Here is an 18,395-nt window from a genome sequence, read left to right on the forward strand (position 1 = left end):
CGGGTGGCCCGCATCGACCTCAACGCCGACCTGGGCGAGGGCTTCGGCGTCTGGCGCCTGGGCGATGACGACGCCATGCTGCAGATCGTCACCAGCGCCAACGTCGCGTGCGGATTCCATGCCGGGGACCCGGCCGGCCTGTTGCGCGTCTGCCGGTCGGCCGCCGAGCGCGGCGTCCGCATCGGGGCGCAGGTGAGCTATCGAGACCTGGCCGGGTTCGGCAGGCGCTTCATCGACGTCTCCGCCGACGACCTCGCCGCCGACGTGGTCTATCAGATCGGCGCGCTGCAGGCGATCGCGCGCGCTTCCGGCTCCGCGGTGTCCTACGTCAAACCCCATGGGGCGCTGTATAACTCGATCGTCGCCAACCGCGATCAGGCGGCCGCGGTCGCGGAGGCGGTGCGGATGGTGGACCCGGGGCTGCCGGTGCTGGGCATGACGGGTTCGGTGTTCTTCGACGAGGCCTCGACCCGTGGCCTGCGCACGGTGGCCGAAGCTTTCGCCGATCGCGCGTACCGGCCGGACGGCCGGCTGGTGTCCCGCCGGGAGCCCGGCGCGGTGCTGCACGACGCGGCCGCGATCGCCGACCGCGTGCTGGGCATGGTGACCACCGGCCGGGTCACCGCCGTCGACGGCACATCGGTCGCGGTCGCGGCGGAATCGGTTTGCGTGCATGGCGATTCGCCCGGTGCGGTGCAGATCGCGACCGCCGTGCGTGACCGGCTCACGGCGGCCGGCGTCGAGATCGGGGCGTTTCGCTGATGCGGCTCAAGCCCGGTCGACCCGACATCGCGCGGTACGCGGACCGGTTCGACGCGCCCGCCGCCGAACCCGGGTCCCTGTCGGTGACGTGGATGGGCGTGGCGACGCTGCTCGTCGACGACGGCTCGTCGGCGCTGCTCACCGACGGCTACTTCTCCCGGCCCGGCCTGCCGCGGGTGGCCGCTGGCAAGGTGGCGCCGTCACCGGCCCGCGTGGACGGTTGCCTGGCCCGGGCCAAGGTGTCCCGGCTGCAGGCCGTGATCCCGGTGCACACCCACATCGATCACGCGCTGGACTCCGCGCTGGTGGCCGACCGCACCGGCGCGCGGCTGGTGGGCGGCTCCTCGGCGGCCAACGTCGGGCGCGGATACGGGCTGCCCGAGGACCGCATCGTAATCGCCGCCAGCGGTGAGCCGATCGCGTTGGGGGCCTACGACGTGACGCTGGTGGAGTCCCATCACTGCCCGCCGGACCGATTCCCCGGCACGATCGACGAGCCGCTGACGCCGCCGGTCAAGGCGTCGGCCTACCGTTGCGGCGAGTCATGGTCCACGCTGGTGCACCACCGACCCTCGGGCCGCCGGCTATTGATCCAGGGCAGCGCCGGGTTCGTCGAGGGCGCGCTGGCCGGCCGGCGCGCCGACGCCGTCTACCTGTCCGTTGGGCAGCTCGGGCTGCAACCACGGTCCTATTTGACCGACTACTGGAACGAGACCGTGCGCGCGGTGGGGGCGCGCCGGGTGATCCTCATCCACTGGGACGACTTCTTCCGGCCGCTGTCAAAACCGCTGCGGGCCTTGCCGTATGCGGGTGACGACCTGGACGCCTCGATCCGAGTCCTCGACGAGTTGGCCACGGCCGACGGTGTCGCGGTGCACCTGCCTACGGTGTGGCGACGCGAGAACCCTTGGGCCTGAAGCGGTTACATTGACCCTGACCCTTGCGCTGGTGCTGCTCGCTGCCGTGCTGGCCTTCGCCGTGGTGCGCCCGCGGGGCTGGCCCGAGGCGGTGGCGGCGGTTCCGGCGGCCCTGATCCTGATCGCAGTCGGCGCGATATCGGTGCATCAGGCGGTCGAGGAGGTGGCCGGGCTTGCTGGGGTGGTCGGGTTCCTCGGTGCCGTGCTGGTGCTGGCCAAGCTGTGCGACGACGAGGGCCTGTTCGAGGCGGCGGGTGCGGCGATCACGCGCGGGCGCGTCGGATCGGGCGGTCTGTTGCGCCGGGTGTTCGTCGTCGCCTCCCTGATCACCGCCGTGCTGAGCCTGGACACCGCGGTGGTGTTGCTGACCCCGGTGGTGCTGGCGGCCGTCCGCCGGCTGCGAACCCCGGTGCGGCCGTACGCCTATGCCACCGCACACCTGGCCAACGGCGCCTCCCTGCTGCTGCCGGTGTCGAACCTGACCAACCTGCTGGCGTTCCACGCCGCCCACCTCTCGTTCACGCGGTTCACCCTGCTGATGGCGTTGCCGTGGGTGGGCGTGGTGGTCACGCTGTACGCGGTGTTTCGCTGGTTCTTCGCGCGCGACCTGCGGGTGCAGCCGCAGCCGGAGCAGCCGGGACCGGCGCCGCGGCCGCCGGTGTTCGTGTTGGTGGTGGTGGGGCTGACGCTCGCGGGGTTCGCGGTGGCACAGTCCATCGGGGTGGCGCCGGCCTGGGTGGCGCTCGCCGGGGCGGTCGTGCTGGCCGCGCGCAGCCTGAACAGGGGGCACACCTCGGTGGTCGACATCGCCCGCTCGGTGCACGTGTCGTTCCTGGTGTTCGTGCTCGCGCTCGGTGTGGTGGTGCGGGCGGTCATGGTCAACGGCATGGACAGGGCGATGTCGGCGGTGCTGCCCTCCGGCTCGACGCTGCCCGCGCTGCTGGCCATCGCCGCGGTGGCCGCCGTGCTGGCGAACGTCGTGAACAACCTGCCCGCCACCCTGGTGTTGCTGCCATTGGTCGCGCCGAGCGGACCGGTCGCCATCCTGGCCGTCCTGCTCGGCGTCAACATCGGCCCCAACCTGACCTACGTCGGATCGCTGTCGAACCTGTTGTGGCGGCGCGTGCTTCGCCAGCACGATGTCGACGCCGGCGTCGGCGAATACAGCCGCCTCGGGTTGTGCACCGTGCCCGTCTCCCTGGTGATCGCGGTGCTCGCCCTGTGGGCTTCGGTGCGGCTGCTCGGCGCCTAGCCGATCGCCTCCCGGAATTCCACCCCCTGCTGCAGCGCCCGCGCCGCTTCGGCGATGTCGACGACGGGATAGATCCGGTAATCCAGGACGGTGGCGAATTGGCTTGTGGTCTCGACCAAATCGGCCGGATTGTCGGATTCCAGCACCGCGAACCCACCGCCGCCGTCGATGCGGCCGACGAACTGGTGATACGTCGTGGTCAGCGGTTGCGACCACTTCGAGTACGCGGCCAGGCCGCGGCGCAAGCTTTCGTCGTTCTCGGCCGCCGTGCCGTTCAGCCGATATGTCCAAGCCACCACGTATTTCATCGCGATCTCCTTTTCTCGTCGGGATCGCAACGCTAGGGCCGGATTACGTTCGGCGCATGAGTAGGCGCCTACTCGAAACGGGGTCAGCCGCACCCGGCGCCCGGCCCCGACCGGATGATGGTCGCCAATTCCTCGCGTGACTGGGCGCCCACCCGCTGGCAGGCCCGATAGATGTGGCCCTCCACCGTGCGCACCGACATCACCAACTTCTCCGCGATCTGGCGGTTGGACAGACCGGCCACGGCGAGTTCGATGACGTCGCGCTGGCGACCCGACAGCTTGAGGCCCGCGGGCGTCCGCAACGCCGGTGTGCACAAGCCGCCACATTCATCGGCCAATTCGCCGGCCAACGCCGCGGCGTACAGGCCGCGCTTGTGCTGCTGGCCGTCGATGAACGCCGCGGATGCCTGCGCCGCCGCGTCGGCGCCGGCGGCCCGGTCACCGATCGCCCGATACGCGGCCGAAACCGCCAGCAGGCCCTCGCCATTCGCGGCCAGCAGTGCCTGCGCGTGCGACGCGATGGCGTCGGCCAGCGGCAGCGACAACGCCCCGGCCAGCTCCCGGGCCCGCGACGCCCCGGAGGCGTCGCCCCATTGCGCCGCGGCCTGAATGCAGGCCAGTTCGTGGGTCGGCTGCCCGCGCTCGCGCGCGAGCCGCGCCGCGCTCTGCGCGGTCGCCACCGCCTCGCCGAGGCGACCGCTTGCCGCGAGCGCCCACCCGTTGGCCAGCGACAGGCCCGTGTGCATGAACAAGTAGTCGGCCGGCACGCAGGACCGCGCCCCGGCGACCGCGTCGTTCGCTTCGGCCGGGTGGCCGAGCTTGCCGTGCGCCTCGGCCAGGGCGAAGTAGCTCGCCGGCCGCAGACCGCTTGTGGTGGCGTGTATTTGGGCGCCCGCGAGGGCTTCGTGGACCAGCCGGGCCGCTTCGGCGACGGCGCCGCGGGCGAGGTCGGCATTGCCCAGCAGCAGGGCCAGGTTCGCGTAGGCCAGACCCGGAACGTCGCGCGCGGCGTCGGCCATTGTCTTTGCCAGGCTGACGAACTCGTCGATGCGGCCCGTCAACCGGCAAGCCCGCCCGTAGACGGCGCCGAACCAAAATCGCATGTGCGAGGCCTCGAACGATGTGGTCGCCCGGCGCAGCGCCTGCTCGGCCTCGGTGGCGAGGCCGTCGACCCGTCCCAACGCCCCCATCGCCATGATCAAGGCAAGCGACGCCATCATCGCGTGGAAATCCGGAAGACCAGCAGAATCCAATGCAGCCCTTGCCCTTTCGGCCGCCAGCTCACAGCGCGCGGCCACCGCATCCAGGCAAGCCTGCACCGCCAACCGCGCGGCCACCTGGGCCGGCGTCTCGGACACCTCGCTAAGGCCGTCGAGGATCACCGCGGCGTCGGCCGGCCTGCCCAGCATCCACACCAGGTTGGCCGCGCGCAGGGTCGCCCAGTAATGGCCGTCCGCCGCATCGCCGCCGGGGCCGTCGGTGATCGCGCGCAACGCCTCCTCGGCCTGCTCGCCGCGACCGAGCAGCACCAGGTTCGTCGCGCGCACGCCCGCCGCCCCCGGTGCCCCGGCCTGCGCGGCGGCGTTGGCAAGCCGGTCGGCCAGCTCGAGGTCCAACAGCGACATCGCGTGCCGCGCCGATTCCAGATACAGCTGCGGTTGCGGGTCCAGATCCGACTCCAGGACCAGCAACGCCCGGCGCACCGTGGCCTGCATGTCGGCGTCGCCATCCTGCGCCAGCCGCGTCGCCAGCCTGCCCCGGATCTTCGACAGATACATCTCGCCGGCGCCCGCGCGGCGAAGTTCCCCGAACAGCGGGTGCGCGAGCCTGGCCACCAACCCGCCTGCGGTGCGTTCGACGTTCACCAGGCCCATCGCTTCGGCCGCCACCAAGTCCTCGCGAGAAACCAAGTCGCACAACAGGTCCACCGGGAGTGGCTCGCACTGCGACAGCGTGTCGACAACCAGCGCCAGCGGCGGGGTCAGGCGGCCAAGCTGGCGCCCCACCGTTTCGGACAGGCTGGCCGAGACCGCGACGTCGCCGTCCCACATCCACACCCCGGCCACCTGCCGCACCCGTCCGGCCGCCATCTGATCGCTCAGCAGCTGCCGAAGAAACAAAGTGTTGCCGCCGGTGAGCCGCCGGAACCGGGCCGCGCAACGCGCGTCGACCGGACCGCCCAGCGTTCGCTCGATCACCTCGCGCGTCGCCGCGGCGGAAAGCGGCTCCAGGTCGAGGCGACTCAGCAGGCCGTCCTTCCACAACGCCGTCACCGCGTCGGGCTCTTCGCCGCCGGTGCGCACCGTGACCACCAGCCGGGCCCCGCCGGACTGGGCCAGCTGGTGAATCACCAGCGCCGACAACCCATCCAGCAGGTGCGCGTCGTCGACCCCGATCACCACGCGGCCGCGATGCTGGCGCGCCACGAACGACTCGATCACGCGTCGCACGTTGGTCAGCGGATCGGACATCGCGTCACCGAGGAGGCCGATGAAGGCTCCGAGCGGCAGAGCGCGGGCCGACTGGGTGCCGACAATCCATTTGATGCGCTCACCCGACGCCGCGGCGCGCCGCAGCGCTTCGCGGGCCAGCCGGGTTTTGCCCACCCCGGCGGCGCCCGCGATCAGCACCCCGGAGTGCTGGTCCGCCCCGCTCAGGGCGCGTCGAATGGTTGCCAACTCGTTGTCGCGCCCAATCAGCAGATCGCCGCTGATCACGCGGCGACTATAACCGCGCGGCGGCACCGGCGGGGCGGATTGCCGGCGTTTCGGTGCGCCGTGCCGGGTCCGCTCACCCAAGTCGCGTAGCGGACTACGCTATCGGCGCCCAGCGCGCGCCGTGAGCATGGCTTTTGTCAGCTTGCGGGTCAGAAAGGCGGAGGCCATGTCCGACATGAAGGGCAGCATCGGTAACCACGCGGTGGTATTGGGAGCGAGCATGGCCGGTTTGCTGGCCGCGCGGTCGCTCGCCGACTTCTTCGACACGGTCACCGTCGTGGAGCGCGACCCGCTCCCCGACGCCGACACCGCCCGACGGGGCGTGCCCCAGGGCCGGCACCTGCACGCGCTGTTGGCCCGAGGCGCCCAGGTGATCGAGGGGATGTTCCCCGGCGTCCTCGACGAGATGATCCTCGACGGCGCGCAGTACTTCGACGGCCAGGATCTGTCCGGGCTGTACTACGACGTGGGCGGCCACCTGTTGGCGCGGCGCGGCAGCGCGACGGGGTTGACGGCCTACAGCGCGACCCGGCCCTTCCTCGAGGATCACGTCCGCGTCCGGCTGCGTCAGATCCCCAACGTCACGCTGCTCGACGACCACAGCATCTTGGGCCTGATCTCAACGGCGGACCATCGCCGCGTCACGGGGGTGCGGGTCGTCGGTCAACACAGCGGCGAACCCGTCACGCTGCACGCGGACCTGGTCGTCGACGCCACCGGGCGCGCCGCCCGCACCCCCACGTGGCTGGAAAGCCTGGGATACGAGCGCCCGCGCGAGGATCGCATCGTCGTCCAGCTGACGTATGCCAGCCAGGCGCTGCGGATCACGTCGGACGCGCCGCGGGAGCTCGGCTTCCTCGTCGGGATCGTGCCGGGCCGGCCGAGGGGTTGCGGCCTGCTGCACTGCGAGAACGACACCTGGCTGCTCACGGTGATGGGGGTGGCCGGCGAGGAGCCGAAGACTCTCGATCTTGCGACGTTGTGTGATTTCGTGGCGGACTGCGCGCCGGCCCATCTGCTGGCCGCGGTGCGCGCGGCCGAACCGATCGGGGAGCCGGTGCGGCACCGGGTGCCGTGCAGCCGGTGGCGCCGCTACGACAGGATGCGGCGCTTCCCCGAGGGCCTGCTGGTTACCGGCGACGCGATCTGCAGCTTCAACCCGGTCTACGGCCAGGGCATGACGGTCGCCGCGCTCGAGGCGTTGGCGCTGCGCGACTGCCTCTCCGCCGGCGGCGACGACCTGGCGCGGCGCTTCTTCCGTGCCGCGGCGGCGCCGATTCGCCAGGCGTGGCAGCTGTCGACCAACCCCGACCTCGCCCTGCCCGAAATCGAGGGCACCGCACCGCTGGCGGCGCGGCTGTTCAACAGGTACGTCGATCGCGTGCTCGCGGCGGCCGAAAGCGACACCGTCGCGTTCAATCAGTTCATCAGAGTGACCTCGCTCGTCGACCCCGCGACGAAACTGTTGCGCCCGAACATGATCTGGCGCGCCGCCCGCGGGCGCCGGCACGGTGTCGAGCAACATGACGCGCCCGCCGACGTTCTGGCGAAGGCGGTGCCCTGACCTACCGGCGGTAGGCCGGCGGCAGCGGCATCCCGAGTTCGCCCAGCACGCCGCGCAGCAGGGTCGGGAAGTCGGTGATGATGCCGTCGACGCCGTAACCGATCTGCTCGCGCATGGCGCCGGCGTCGTTAACGGTCCAGGGAATGACCTTGAGCCCCAGCGCATGCGCGTGGTCGACATAGGCCGCACCGGTGACCAGCGTGTAACGGGGCGAGACGATGCTGGCGCCCACCAGCAGCGCGCCGAGCATCGGATCGCCGACGGCGCCGGCGTCGACGCCGGCCAGCCACGGTGAGCCGGGGGACCACGTCTGCCCGTTGTACAAGGCGACCAACGGAATCGACGGCTCGGCACGGTGAACCAGTGGCAGCGTCCGCCAGTCGAAGCTTTCGATCTCCACCCGGTCGACCTTGCCCGCCGATCTGACCGCCGCCAGGATCACGTCGACGAACTGCTGGGGGTCGGCCGACGTGCCGGGCCGGTCGGCCGCCACCTTGGTCTCGATGTCGTAGCGCACGGCGGCGTGGTAGGAGTCGGCGAGCGCGAACACCTCCGGCAGGACAGCTATCTTGTTGCCGCGCACCACTTCGGCGCCGGGGAACTCGGCCAGCGGTCGCCCGCAGTCGAGCGTGCGGATCTGGGTCGCGGTCAGCTCGTGGACCAGCTTGCCGACGTAGGGGTACTGCGGGTCGCCGGTGAACGCGGGTCCGGTGTCGGCGCATTTCTCGGCGTCGATCGTCGGGTCGTGCCACACCAGCGGTTGCCCGTCCCTGGTGATGTTGACGTCGAGTTCGAGTGTGTCGACGCCCAATTCGAGCGCTTTGGCGAAGGCGCGCAACGATTCCTCGGTGGTCTCCCCGCGCCCGCCACGGTGGGCCTGCAGGTCGAAGTCGGCGGGTTGCGCCGAGGCGGTCGACGCACAGAGCAGGCTCAGCCCCAGCAGCGCGGCGACGAGGCGTGCTATCAATTAATGCCTGCGCTGGCGGGCGATTTCGGCGAGCACCACGCCGGCGGCCACCGAGGCGTTCAGCGATTCGGCGTGCCCGGCCATCGGGATGGACACCACCTCGTCGCAGTTCTGCCGCACCAGTCGCGACAGCCCCTTGCCTTCAGATCCGACGACCACCACCAGCGGGTCGGCGCCGTCCACGTCGTCGACCACGGTGTCGCCGTCGGCGTCCAGGCCGATCACCCGGATGCCGCGGTCGGCCCAATCCTTCAGCGTCCTGGTGAGATTGGTGGCCCGGGCCACCGGGACGCGGGCCGCGGCGCCGGCGCTGGTGCGCCAGGCCACCGCGGTCACCGACGCCGAACGCCGCTGCGGGATCAGCACGCCGTGACCGCCGAACGCCGCGACCGACCGCACGATCGCGCCCAGGTTGCGGGGATCGGAGATGTTGTCCAACGCGACCAACAGCGCGGGCGGGGCGTTGAGCGCGGCCGTCAACAGATCGTCGGGGTGGGCGTAGTTGTACGGCGGCACCTGCAGGGCGATGCCCTGATGCAGGTGGTTACTGGTCATCCGGTCCAGGTCGGTGCGCGGCACCTCGAGGATCGAGATGCCCGAATCCGCCGCGCGGGCAACGCTTTCGGTGACCCGTTCGTCGGCGTCGATGCCCAGGGCCACGTAAAGGGCGGTCGCCGGCACACCGGCACGCAGACATTCCAGCACCGGGTTGCGGCCGAGCACGGTTTCCGTCTCGTCGGTCGGGCGTTTGGCGGGCCGGCGCGACTGGGACTGGGCGCGCTTGGCGGCGGGATGGTTGGGACGCAGGTGTGCCGGCGGGGTGGGCCCGCGACCCTCCAAACCCCGGCGGCGCTGGCCGCCCGAGCCGACGGTGGGCCCCTTCTTGCTGCCCGCTTTGCGGATCGCCCCGCGGCGCCGCGAATTGCCCGCCATCTAGTCGGTGCGCTTTTCTTCGCCGGCCTGCAGCGACCACTGCGGCCCGTCGGCGGTGTCGGTGACCTCGATGCCGGCGATCTTCAACCGATCCCGGATCTCGTCGGCGAGCGCCCAATTACGTTGCTCGCGGGCCTTTTCCCGGTTTTCCAGTTCGGCCCGCACCAGCACCTCGACGGCGGCCAGCGCGGCCGACGTCTCGTCGCGGGTCTCCCAGCGCTCGTCGAGCGGGTCGCAGCCCAGGATGCCCATCATGGCGCGGATCGCGCGGGCGTGCTGCAGCGCGCCCTCGTGATCGCCACTGTCGAGCGCCCGGTTGCCCTCCGCGCGGGCGTGGTGCACCTCGGCCAGCGCGGCCGGGACCGCCAAGTCGTCGTCGAGCGCCTCGGCGAAGCGCGGGGTCGGATCGCCGGGCTCGACGGCGCCGACGCGAACGCGGACGCGGTGCAGGAATTCCTCAACGCCCACATAGGCTTTCACCGCGTCCTGCAGGGCGGTGTCGGAGAATTCCAGCATCGACCGGTAATGCGCGCTGCCCAGGTAGTAGCGCAGCTCCGCCGGCCGCACCCGCTCCAGCAGCGCCGGGATGGCCAGCACGTTGCCCAGCGACTTGCTCATCTTCTCGCCGCCCATGGTGACCCAGCCGTTGTGCAGCCAGTAGCGGGCGAACCCGTCGCCGGCGGCGCGGCTCTGCGCGATCTCGTTCTCGTGATGCGGGAACACCAAATCCATTCCGCCGCAATGGATGTCGAATTCCGGTCCCAGGTAGGTGCGGGCCATCGCCGAGCACTCCAGGTGCCAGCCCGGACGGCCGCGGCCCCACGGCGAGGGCCACGACGGTTCCCCGGGCTTTTCGCCCTTCCAGAGCGTGAAGTCGCGCTGGTCGCGCTTGCCGGTGGCCACGCCCTCGCCCTGATGGACGTCGTCGACCTTGTGCCCCGACAACTGTCCGTACTCGGGATAACTCAGCACGTCGAAGTAGACGTCGCCGGCGGCCGCGTAGGCGTGGCCGGTTTCGATCAGGCGGTCCATCAATTCGACCATCTGGGTGATGTGCCCGGTGGCTCGCGGTTCGGCCGATGGCGGCAGGACGTCCAAGGCGTCGTAGGCGGCGCTGAAGGCGCGCTCGTAGGTGGCCGCCCACTCCCACCACGGGCGGCCGGCCGCGGCGGCCTTGGCCAGGATCTTGTCCTCGATGTCGGTGACGTTGCGGATGAACGCGACGTCGCAGCCGCGCGCCATCAGCCACCGGCGCAGGATGTCAAAGGCCACGCCGCTGCGGACATGCCCGATGTGCGGCAGGCCCTGCACGGTGGCGCCACACAGGTAGATGGAGACGTGGCCCTCGCGCAGCGGGACGAAGTCACGCACGGCACCGGCCGCCGTGTCGTGTAGCCGCAGACGGGCGCGATCGGTCACGACGTGCCAGCTTACCGGGTGGTTCCGCGCCGCCCGGTGCTGCGCGCCTCAGCCGGCGGGAACCACCAATGCGGTGGCGATGGCGGCGCGTCCCTCGCCGCGGCCGGTCAGCCCCAAACCGTCGGTCGTCGTCGCCGATACCGACACCGGCGCGCCCAGCAGCTCGGCGAGCACCCGCTGCGCCTCGTCACGGCGGGGACCGACCCTGGGCTGGTTGCCGATCAGCTGCACCGCGGCGTTTCCGATTCGAAAGCCCGCGCGCGCCACCAGGTCGGCGACGTGGCGCAGCATGTCGGCGCCGCTGACGCCCTGCCAGCGCGGGTCGTCGACCCCGAAGACGGCGCCGAGATCGCCCAGCCCCGCGGCCGACAACAGCGCGTCGCACAACGCGTGCGCCCCCACGTCGCCGTCGGAGTGGCCGGCGCAGCCGTCGGCCCCGTCGAACAGCAACCCCACCAGCCAGCACGGCCGCCCGGGCTCGATCGGATGCACGTCGACGCCCAGGCCGACCCGCGGCAGCTCGCTCACCCGCGCACGATCGCTTCGGCCAGCAGGAGATCGAGCCGGGTGGTGATCTTGAAGGCCAGCGGGTCGCCGTCGACCACCTGAACCTGGCCACCGACGTGCTCGACGAGCGATGCGTCGTCGGTGAATTCCGCGGTGCCGGCGCGCTGGTAGGCCCGCAGCAGCAGCTCGCGGGCGAACCCTTGCGGGGTCTGCACGGCGCGCAGGCCGGCCCGCTCGGGCGTGCCCAGGACCACACCGTTGGCGTCCACGGCCTTGATGGTGTCATGCAGCGGCAGCGCGGGCACGACCGCGCCGTGCCCGGCCCGCAGCGCCTCCACCACCCGCACGATCAGCGCGGGGGGCGTCAGGGCACGGGCGGCGTCGTGGACGAGCACGAACTCGGGGTCACCGGTCAGCGCCGCCAGCGCCAGGCTCACGGATGTGGTGCGATCGGCCCCGCCGGCGACGACGGTCGCCCGCTCGCCCAGGGCCCGCTTGGCCTCGTCGACCCGGGCCGCCGGAACGGCGACCACCACGTGGTCGACGACGGAAGAATCCAGCAAACCGGCTACGGCGCGGTCCAGCAGGGTGCGCCCGTCGACCTCGCAGAATGCCTTGGGAATGCCGGCGCTCAATCGCTCCCCCGACCCTGCGGCCGGGACCACTGCGACGACCGTGCCCGTGACCACCGGAGCGTCAGGGCCTTCAGGAAGCGGCGGCGAGAACCTCGTCGAGGATGGTTTCCGCTTTGGCGTCGTCGGTGCTCTCGGCCAGGGCCAATTCGCCGACCAGGATCTGGCGGGCCTTGGCCAGCATGCGCTTCTCGCCGGCGGACAAACCGCGTTCCTGGTCGCGACGCCACAGGTCGCGCACTACCTCGGCCACCTTGTTGACGTCGCCGGAGGCCAGCTTTTCCAGGTTGGCCTTGTAGCGGCGCGACCAGTTCGTCGGCTCTTCGGTGTGCGGGGCCCGCAACACCTGGAACACCTTGTCCAGGCCTTCCTGGCCCACGACGTCGCGCACACCGACGTATTCGGCGTTGTCAGCGGGCACTCGAACGGTCAGGTCTCCCTGCGCCACCTTCAAGACGAGATATTCCTTTTGTTCCCCTTTGATGGTGCGGGTTTCAATCGCCTCGACTAACGCAGCACCGTGATGCGGGTAAACAACGGTGTCGCCGACCTTGAAGATCATCTGATTCGAGCCCCTTTCGTTACGTCAATCCTAACACGGCCGCCCAATCGCGTGCGGAGCAACGATGCAGGTCAGGGGCACAACACGCGCAGATTAGGGGTTGACAGGGCGAGCAGAACGTGCAGTGACGCACATTACCAATGCCGTCATTCGGCCCCGAGGGCGGCCCCGACGGACCCCGCCGGAGGGCTTCCGGGCTGGTCTTACGCCCCGCGCTATCGCACGGGAAACCTTCCTACTACTGTGCATAGTTGCATCCGTCGAACCGGCCCAGCAGGAGGCATTGAGTGAACCGCTTCGAGATGAGCCTCCCCGTCCGCCCCGCGCTGAGGTTGCTCGCCGGCCTGGTGCTCGCGCTCGTGCTCAGCGGCTGCGGCGCCGGCCAGGTCTCGCAGATGGCCGTCCAGGAGCCCGCGATCAACGGCAACAAGGTCACGTTCAACAACGTGGCGCTGCGCGACATCCGCATGCAGGCCCAGCAGACCAGCGCCTCCATCCAGCCCGGGCAGGCGGTGGAGCTGGTGCTGGTGGCCATCAACCAATCGCCGAGCGTGCCGGACAGGCTGGTGAGCATCACCAGCGACGTCGGCTCGGTGACCCTGAGCGGAGACGGTCGGCTGCCCGCCGGCGGCATGCTGTTGATCGGCACCCCGGAGGGCCAGAAGGTGGCGCCCGGGCCGATGGGCTCCAGCAACGCGGTCAGGGCGACCGTCAACCTGGCCAAGCCGATCAGCAACGGGCTGCTGTACAACTTCACCTTCAACTTCGAGAAGGCCGGTCAGGCCACCGTGCAGGTGCCGGTTTCGGCCGGGCTGGATCAGCCGCAGCAAAGCTAGCGGGGCGTAACCGCCTGTCATAGCCGGGATTTGTCGTACCGGCTCGATACCGTCATGGCGTGGCAAATCCGCGCTCCCAGTACCGCTGCTCCGAATGCCAGCACGTCACCGCCAAGTGGGTGGGCCGCTGCCTGGAGTGCGGCACCTGGGGCACCGTCGACCAGGCGCCGGTGCTGAGCGCGGTCGGCGGCCGCCGCGCGGGGCCGGCGTCGGCCTCGGCTTCGCGCCCCGTCCCGATCACCTCCGTCGAGCCCAACGCCAGCCAGCACCGCTCGACTGGCGTCGGGGAGCTCGACCGGGTGCTCGGGGGCGGCGTGGTGCCCGGTTCGGTCACGCTGCTGGCGGGCGATCCGGGCGTGGGCAAGTCAACGCTGCTGCTCAAGGTGGCCCATCGCTGGGCGCTTTCGGGCCGGCGCGCGCTGTACATCTCCGGTGAGGAGTCCGCCGGGCAGATCCGGCTGCGCGCGGACCGCATCGGCTGCGGCTCCGACGAGGTCTACCTGGCCGCCGAATCCGACGTGCACACGGTGCTGGACCACATCGCCACCGTGCGGCCCGCGCTGGTCATCGTCGATTCGGTGCAAACCATGTCCACGACGGAGGCCGACGGCGTCGCCGGTGGGGTGACGCAGGTCCGCGCGGTCACCGCGGCGCTGACGGCGGCCGCCAAGGCCAACGGCGTCGCGCTCATCCTGGTCGGCCATGTCACCAAGGACGGCGCCATCGCCGGGCCGCGGTCGCTGGAGCACCTGGTGGATGTGGTCTTGCATTTCGAGGGTGACCGCAACGGGTCGCTGCGGATGGTTCGCGGGGTCAAGAACCGGTTCGGCGCGGCCGACGAGGTGGGTTGTTTCCTGTTGCACGACAACGGAATCGAGGACGTTTCCGACCCGTCGAACCTCTTTCTGGACCAGCGGCCCGCGCCGGTCGCGGGGACCGCGATCACCGTGACCCTGGACGGCAAGCGGCCGCTGATCGGGGAGGTCCAGGCGCTGCTGGCCATGCCCGGCGGCGGTTCGCCGCGCCGCGCGGTCAGCGGCATCGACCACTCCCGGGCCGCGATGATCAGCGCCGTGCTGGAAAAGCACGGCAAGCTGACCGTCGGTGTCCACGACATCTACCTGTCCACGGTGGGCGGCATGCGGTTGACCGATCCCTCATCGGATCTGGCCGTCGCGATGGCGCTGGCGTCGGCGTACTCCGACCTGCCGTTGCCGACGACGGCGGTGATGATCGGCGAGGTCGGGTTGGCCGGTGACCTGCGGCGGGTCAGCGGCATGGAGCGGCGGCTGGGCGAGGCGGCGCGCCAGGGATTCACCATCGCGCTCATCCCCGACGGCGACGATCCCCGCCGCGAGATCGTGCCGAGCGGGATGCGGGCGCTGCGGGCGCCGACGATCGCGGCCGCGCTGCAGCACATGAAAGCGATCGCGGGTCCCCGCAATGGCTGGACGCATAACGCGCTGGGGCCGCACAATGACACGCTGTGACTCGTCCGACACTGCGTGAGACCGTCGCCCGCCTGGCGCCGGGCACCGGCCTGCGCGACGGCCTGGAGCGCATCCTGCGCGGCCGCACCGGCGCGCTGATCGTCCTGGGCAACGACGAGAACGTCGAGGCCATCTGTGACGGCGGCTTCGCCCTCGACGTCCGGTACGCGCCGACCCGGCTGCGCGAGCTGGCGAAGATGGACGGCGCCGTGGTGCTGTCCACCGACGGCAGCCGCATCGTGCGGGCCAACGTCCAGCTGGTGCCGGACCCGTCGATCCCCACCGACGAATCGGGCACCCGCCACCGCTCGGCCGAGCGGGCGGCGATCCAGACGGGTTACCCGGTGATCTCGGTGAGCCACTCGATGAACATCGTGACGGTCTACGTCGGCGGGGAACGCCACGTGGTGGCCGATTCCGCGACCATCCTGTCCCGGGCCAACCAGGCGATCGCGACCCTGGAGCGCTATAAGACCAGGCTCGACGAGGTCAGCAGGCAACTGTCGCTCGCCGAGATCGAGGACTTCGTGACGCTGCGCGACGTGATGACGGTGGTGCAGCGGCTCGAGCTGGTCCGGCGGATCGGCCTGGTGATCGATGACGACGTCGTCGAGCTGGGCACCGACGGGCGCCAGCTGCGGTTGCAGCTCGACGAGCTGCTGGGCGGCAACGACATCGCGCGCGAACTGACCGTGCGGGACTATCACGCCAGCCCGGAGCCGCTGTCGAAGGCGCAGATGACCGCAACCCTCGACGAGCTGGACTCCCTCTCGGACACCGAGCTACTCGAATTGACCGCGCTGGCAAAGGTTTTCGGTTATCCGACGACGGCGGAGGCGCAGGATTCGGCGGTCAGCCCGCGCGGTTACCGCGCGCTGGCCAGCATTCCGCGGCTGCAGTTCGCGCACTCCGACCTTCTGGTCCGTTCCTTCGGGACGCTGCAGGGCCTGCTGGCGGCCAGCGCCGGCGACCTGCAATCGGTCGAGGGTATCGGCGCGATGTGGGCCCGTCACGTGCGAGAGGGGCTATCGCAACTGGCGGAGTCGACTATCGCCGACCCGCTGAGCTAACCAGCGGGAACCTGGGCCGGCGGTGCCTCCGGCGGGGGCGCGGCGGCCGGCTGGCCCGCCCCGGGCACGGGTCCCGGCGGCGGTGGCGGCTGGTTCAGGATGAACGGAACCGGCTGCGAACGCAGGTTGCCCAGCTGGACGACGAGGTTGTAGGTGCCCGGCCCGATCGCCGGCCGCGGCAGCGGGCAGTGCGGCGCCGACCCCATCCCCGTCCACGTCACCGCGGTCGTCACCTGCTCACCCGGGGTGAAGGTCTTGACCAGCGTCTCGTTGGACGGCGCGCAGTCCAGGTTCGACCACAACCGCTTGTTGTCCAGCGAGTACACATAGGCGGCCAGCACCGCGGCCCCCACGTCCCGCTTGCACGACACCAGGCCGATGTTGGTGACGACCATGGTGAATTTCGGCTGATCCCCGATGAAGTATTGCGGCGCATTGGTCAGGCCCTTGACGGCCAGCGTCGCATCGGGGCAGTCGTCGCCCTCCTTGAGCACCGGCGGCGGCTGCACCGCGGCGGTCGGGGTGGGCATCTCGGGGTTCTGCCCCTGTTGCGGCGCCACCGCGGTGGGCTGCTCGCCGGGCGCGGCCGGCGGCGGCGCCTGCGGCGCGGGCGAACCGGGCTTGCCCTGAGCGGAATTGGACTTGTCGGCACTGGCGGGCTTGGCGCCCCCGGTGTGCCCCATGAAGGCGATGACCGCGGCGACCGCGATCCCGACGACGACGACCGCGACGCCCACGGCCAGGCCACGGCGCCGCCAATAGATCTCGGTGGGTAGCGGGCCACGCGGTTCCAGATCCAGCACGTTTGCAGCGTAGGTCCAGGTCACGCCGAGTTGCCTGACCCGCCCCGGCGTGTCGCGGGGTTTGCTGGCTGACCGCCGTGTTAGTGCCGGCCGCTATTCGCCGACTATTCGCCCGCTATTCGCCCGCTACTCACCAATGTCACCGACGTGATCGACCAGCGCGGCCCGCCCGTCCGCGAGGTGATAGGTCGCGCCCGCCACCGCCAGGGTGCCCGCGGACACCCGCTCGGCGATGGTGGACGAACGCGACATGAGCTGGGCGATCGTTTCGCGCACGTGCCGTTCCTCGAACTCGTCGACGCGGCTGAGGCCGTCGCGGCGGCCCATCAGGATCGACGGCGCGACCCGCTCGACCACGTCGCGCACGAAGCCACCCGGGATCGCGCCGTCGTTGATGGCGGCGAGGGCGGCCTTGACGGCACCGCAACTGTCATGGCCCAGGACGACGATCAGCGGCACGTCGAGGACCGCCACCGCGAACTCGATGGAGCCCAGCACCGCCGAGTCGATGGCCTGCCCGGCGGTGCGCACCACGAACATGTCGCCCAGACCCTGGTCGAAAATGAGCTCGGCCGCCACCCGGCTGTCGGCGCAGCCGAACACGACCGCGGTGGGCTTTTGACCGCCGGCCAGGCTGGCCCTATGTTCCACACTCTGGCTGGGATGCTGGGGCTTCCCGGCGACGAATCGCTCGTTACCCTCTTTGAGTGCTTTCCACGCGGTTACCGGACTGGTGTTAGGCATGGCTGACATCATGCCGCATCCGCCGGTTAACGGGCGGCCAAATATTTCGGCCGATGAGTTACTCGAGTGGTACGAACGGTCCCGCCGCGACCTGCCCTGGCGCGAACCCGGCGTCAGTGCCTGGCAGATCCTGGTCAGCGAGTTCATGCTGCAGCAGACGCCGGTCTCGCGGGTGTTGCCGATCTGGTCGGACTGGGTGCGGCGCTGGCCTACCCCGTCGGCGACCGCGGCCGCCGCCGAGGCCGACGTGCTGCGCGCGTGGGGCAAGCTCGGATATCCCCGACGGGCCAAGCGCCTGCACGAATGCGCGACCGTCATCGCGCGCGACCACAACGACGTGGTGCCCGACGACGTCGAGGTCCTGCTGACGCTGCCCGGCGTCGGCAGCTACACGGCGCGCGCTATCGCCTGTTTCGCCTACCGGCAACCGGTCCCGGTGGTCGACACCAACGTGCGCCGGGTGGTGGCCCGTGCCGTGCGGGGGCTGGCGGACGGCGGTTCGGCGTCGGCGGTGCGGGACATGGCCGAGGTCTCCGCGCTGCTGCCGAAAAACGGCACCGCCCCGACGTTTTCGGTTGCCCTGATGGAGCTCGGTGCGACGGTGTGCACGGCGCGATCCCCGCGCTGCGGGTTGTGTCCGCTCACCCGGTGCGCGTGGCGGGACACCGGCTACGCCCCGGCGCAGGGTCCGGCGCGGCGGGTGCAGACCTACGCCGGAACCGATCGGCAGGTGCGCGGACGCCTGCTGGACGTGTTGCGCGGCAGCGATTCCCCGGTCACCCGGGCGGCGCTGGACGTGGCGTGGCTGACCGATACCGCCCAGCGCGACCGCGCACTGTACTCGCTGCTGGCCGACGGCCTGGTCGCGCAGACGGCCGACGGCCGATTCGCCCTTGCGGGCGAAGAGTAGTC

18 protein-coding genes are annotated in these 18,395 nt (G+C 70.9%); 8 read left to right on the plus strand and 10 right to left on the minus strand.

From position 1 onward, the window contains the following. Positions 1–3: 3 nt before the first annotated feature. The 3 genes from A5730_RS16170 to A5730_RS16180 are packed head-to-tail and all read left to right on the plus strand — an operon-like array spanning position 4 to position 2,931. Positions 4–762: a LamB/YcsF family protein gene (locus A5730_RS16170; RefSeq protein ID WP_067902322.1), complete on the plus strand. Its 759-nt coding sequence runs from the start codon at positions 4–6 to the stop codon at positions 760–762. Beyond that, positions 762–1,679 carry an MBL fold metallo-hydrolase gene (locus A5730_RS16175; protein WP_067902325.1) on the plus strand — a complete coding sequence of 306 codons (918 nt, stop codon included), beginning with the start codon at positions 762–764 and terminating at the stop codon, positions 1,677–1,679. The genes A5730_RS16170 and A5730_RS16175 overlap by 1 nt, the downstream gene beginning before the upstream one ends. 10 nt (positions 1,680–1,689) lie before the next feature. After that, positions 1,690–2,931 carry an SLC13 family permease gene (locus A5730_RS16180; protein ID WP_067902327.1) on the plus strand — a complete coding sequence of 414 codons (1,242 nt, stop codon included), beginning with the start codon at positions 1,690–1,692 and terminating at the stop codon, positions 2,929–2,931. Here the strand turns inward: A5730_RS16180 and A5730_RS16185 are convergent. Then, positions 2,928–3,239, minus strand: coding sequence for a DUF3303 domain-containing protein (locus A5730_RS16185; RefSeq protein WP_067902330.1), 312 nt, complete (start codon positions 3,237–3,239; stop codon positions 2,928–2,930). The two genes, A5730_RS16180 and A5730_RS16185, sit on opposite strands and share 4 nt — an antisense overlap. Before the next feature lie 83 nt (positions 3,240–3,322). Beyond that, positions 3,323–5,956, minus strand: coding sequence for a LuxR family transcriptional regulator (locus A5730_RS16190; protein WP_067902332.1), 2,634 nt, complete (start codon positions 5,954–5,956; stop codon positions 3,323–3,325). A 166-nt stretch (positions 5,957–6,122) separates the two neighbouring features. On the opposite strand from A5730_RS16190, the gene A5730_RS16195 reads away from it, so the two are divergent. Continuing rightward, a complete protein-coding gene (locus tag A5730_RS16195) occupies positions 6,123–7,520 on the plus strand; it encodes an NAD(P)/FAD-dependent oxidoreductase (RefSeq protein WP_082946863.1) in 1,398 nt (465 codons plus the stop codon). A gap of 1 nt (position 7,521) precedes the next feature. Here the strand turns inward: A5730_RS16195 and A5730_RS16200 are convergent, their stop codons facing one another. The 6 genes from A5730_RS16200 to carD are packed head-to-tail and all read right to left on the minus strand — an operon-like array spanning position 7,522 to position 12,540. Continuing rightward, the gene (locus A5730_RS16200; protein ID WP_067902334.1) at positions 7,522–8,487 is read right to left on the minus strand and encodes a glycerophosphodiester phosphodiesterase; all 966 of its coding nucleotides are present in this window, start codon (positions 8,485–8,487) and stop codon (positions 7,522–7,524) included. Continuing rightward, positions 8,488–9,420: a 23S rRNA (guanosine(2251)-2'-O)-methyltransferase RlmB gene (gene rlmB / locus A5730_RS16205; protein WP_067902336.1), complete on the minus strand. Its 933-nt coding sequence runs from the start codon at positions 9,418–9,420 to the stop codon at positions 8,488–8,490. It lies immediately after the preceding gene. Continuing rightward, on the minus strand, positions 9,421–10,839 hold the full coding sequence (gene cysS / locus A5730_RS16210; RefSeq protein WP_067902346.1) for a cysteine--tRNA ligase: 1,419 nt from the start codon (positions 10,837–10,839) through the stop codon (positions 9,421–9,423). Between the two features lie 48 nt (positions 10,840–10,887). Beyond that, positions 10,888–11,367 carry a 2-C-methyl-D-erythritol 2,4-cyclodiphosphate synthase gene (ispF, locus tag A5730_RS16215; protein ID WP_067902348.1) on the minus strand — a complete coding sequence of 160 codons (480 nt, stop codon included), beginning with the start codon at positions 11,365–11,367 and terminating at the stop codon, positions 10,888–10,890. Continuing rightward, positions 11,364–12,035 (minus strand): 2-C-methyl-D-erythritol 4-phosphate cytidylyltransferase, encoded by a 672-nt coding sequence (gene ispD / locus A5730_RS16220; RefSeq protein WP_067902350.1) that lies wholly within the window; start codon positions 12,033–12,035, stop codon positions 11,364–11,366. The genes ispF and ispD overlap by 4 nt, the downstream gene beginning before the upstream one ends. Positions 12,036–12,051: 16 nt before the next feature. Then, entirely contained in the window at positions 12,052–12,540 is a 489-nt protein-coding gene (carD, locus tag A5730_RS16225) for an RNA polymerase-binding transcription factor CarD (protein WP_007166539.1), read from the minus strand. A 302-nt stretch (positions 12,541–12,842) separates the two neighbouring features. Here carD and A5730_RS16230 point away from each other — a divergent pair, with 302 nt between their 5' ends. From A5730_RS16230 to disA, 3 genes are read left to right on the plus strand one after another with little or no spacing between them, the layout of a single operon-like run. Further along, positions 12,843–13,376 carry a hypothetical protein gene (locus A5730_RS16230; RefSeq protein WP_369829889.1) on the plus strand — a complete coding sequence of 178 codons (534 nt, stop codon included), beginning with the start codon at positions 12,843–12,845 and terminating at the stop codon, positions 13,374–13,376. 59 nt (positions 13,377–13,435) lie between these two features. Beyond that, entirely contained in the window at positions 13,436–14,866 is a 1,431-nt protein-coding gene (gene radA / locus A5730_RS16235) for a DNA repair protein RadA (protein ID WP_067902354.1), read from the plus strand. Further along, on the plus strand, positions 14,863–15,936 hold the full coding sequence (gene disA / locus A5730_RS16240) for a DNA integrity scanning diadenylate cyclase DisA (protein ID WP_067747821.1): 1,074 nt from the start codon (positions 14,863–14,865) through the stop codon (positions 15,934–15,936). The genes radA and disA overlap by 4 nt, the downstream gene beginning before the upstream one ends. Here the strand turns inward: disA and A5730_RS16245 are convergent. Both A5730_RS16245 and A5730_RS16250 read right to left on the minus strand, forming a co-directional pair. After that, positions 15,933–16,739, minus strand: coding sequence for a hypothetical protein (locus tag A5730_RS16245; protein ID WP_156745832.1), 807 nt, complete (start codon positions 16,737–16,739; stop codon positions 15,933–15,935). The two genes, disA and A5730_RS16245, sit on opposite strands and share 4 nt — an antisense overlap. Positions 16,740–16,865: 126 nt before the next feature. Next, a complete protein-coding gene (locus A5730_RS16250) occupies positions 16,866–17,483 on the minus strand; it encodes a carbonic anhydrase (RefSeq protein ID WP_067902356.1) in 618 nt (205 codons plus the stop codon). Here A5730_RS16250 and A5730_RS16255 point away from each other — a divergent pair. Beyond that, positions 17,482–18,393: an A/G-specific adenine glycosylase gene (locus tag A5730_RS16255; RefSeq protein WP_067902357.1), complete on the plus strand. Its 912-nt coding sequence runs from the start codon at positions 17,482–17,484 to the stop codon at positions 18,391–18,393. The two genes, A5730_RS16250 and A5730_RS16255, sit on opposite strands and share 2 nt — an antisense overlap. Positions 18,394–18,395 lie beyond the last annotated feature (2 nt).

Source organism: Mycobacterium sp. ACS4054, assembly GCF_001667275.1.
Classification (GTDB): domain Bacteria; phylum Actinomycetota; class Actinomycetes; order Mycobacteriales; family Mycobacteriaceae; genus Mycobacterium.

Coding starts and splice junctions, on each gene's coding strand:
- A5730_RS16175 (WP_067902325.1), top strand. CDS start 762: ATGCGGCTCAAGCCCGGTCGACCCGACATCGCGCGGTACGCGGACCGG.
- A5730_RS16185 (WP_067902330.1), bottom strand. CDS start 3,239: ATGAAATACGTGGTGGCTTGGACATATCGGCTGAACGGCACGGCGGCC.
- A5730_RS16195 (WP_082946863.1), top strand. CDS start 6,123: ATGTCCGACATGAAGGGCAGCATCGGTAACCACGCGGTGGTATTGGGA.
- rlmB (WP_067902336.1), bottom strand. CDS start 9,420: ATGGCGGGCAATTCGCGGCGCCGCGGGGCGATCCGCAAAGCGGGCAGC.
- carD (WP_007166539.1), bottom strand. CDS start 12,540: ATGATCTTCAAGGTCGGCGACACCGTTGTTTACCCGCATCACGGTGCT.
- A5730_RS16230 (WP_369829889.1), top strand. CDS start 12,843: ATGAGCCTCCCCGTCCGCCCCGCGCTGAGGTTGCTCGCCGGCCTGGTG.
- A5730_RS16255 (WP_067902357.1), top strand. CDS start 17,482: ATGGCTGACATCATGCCGCATCCGCCGGTTAACGGGCGGCCAAATATT.
- A5730_RS16250 (WP_067902356.1), bottom strand. CDS start 17,483: ATGCCTAACACCAGTCCGGTAACCGCGTGGAAAGCACTCAAAGAGGGT.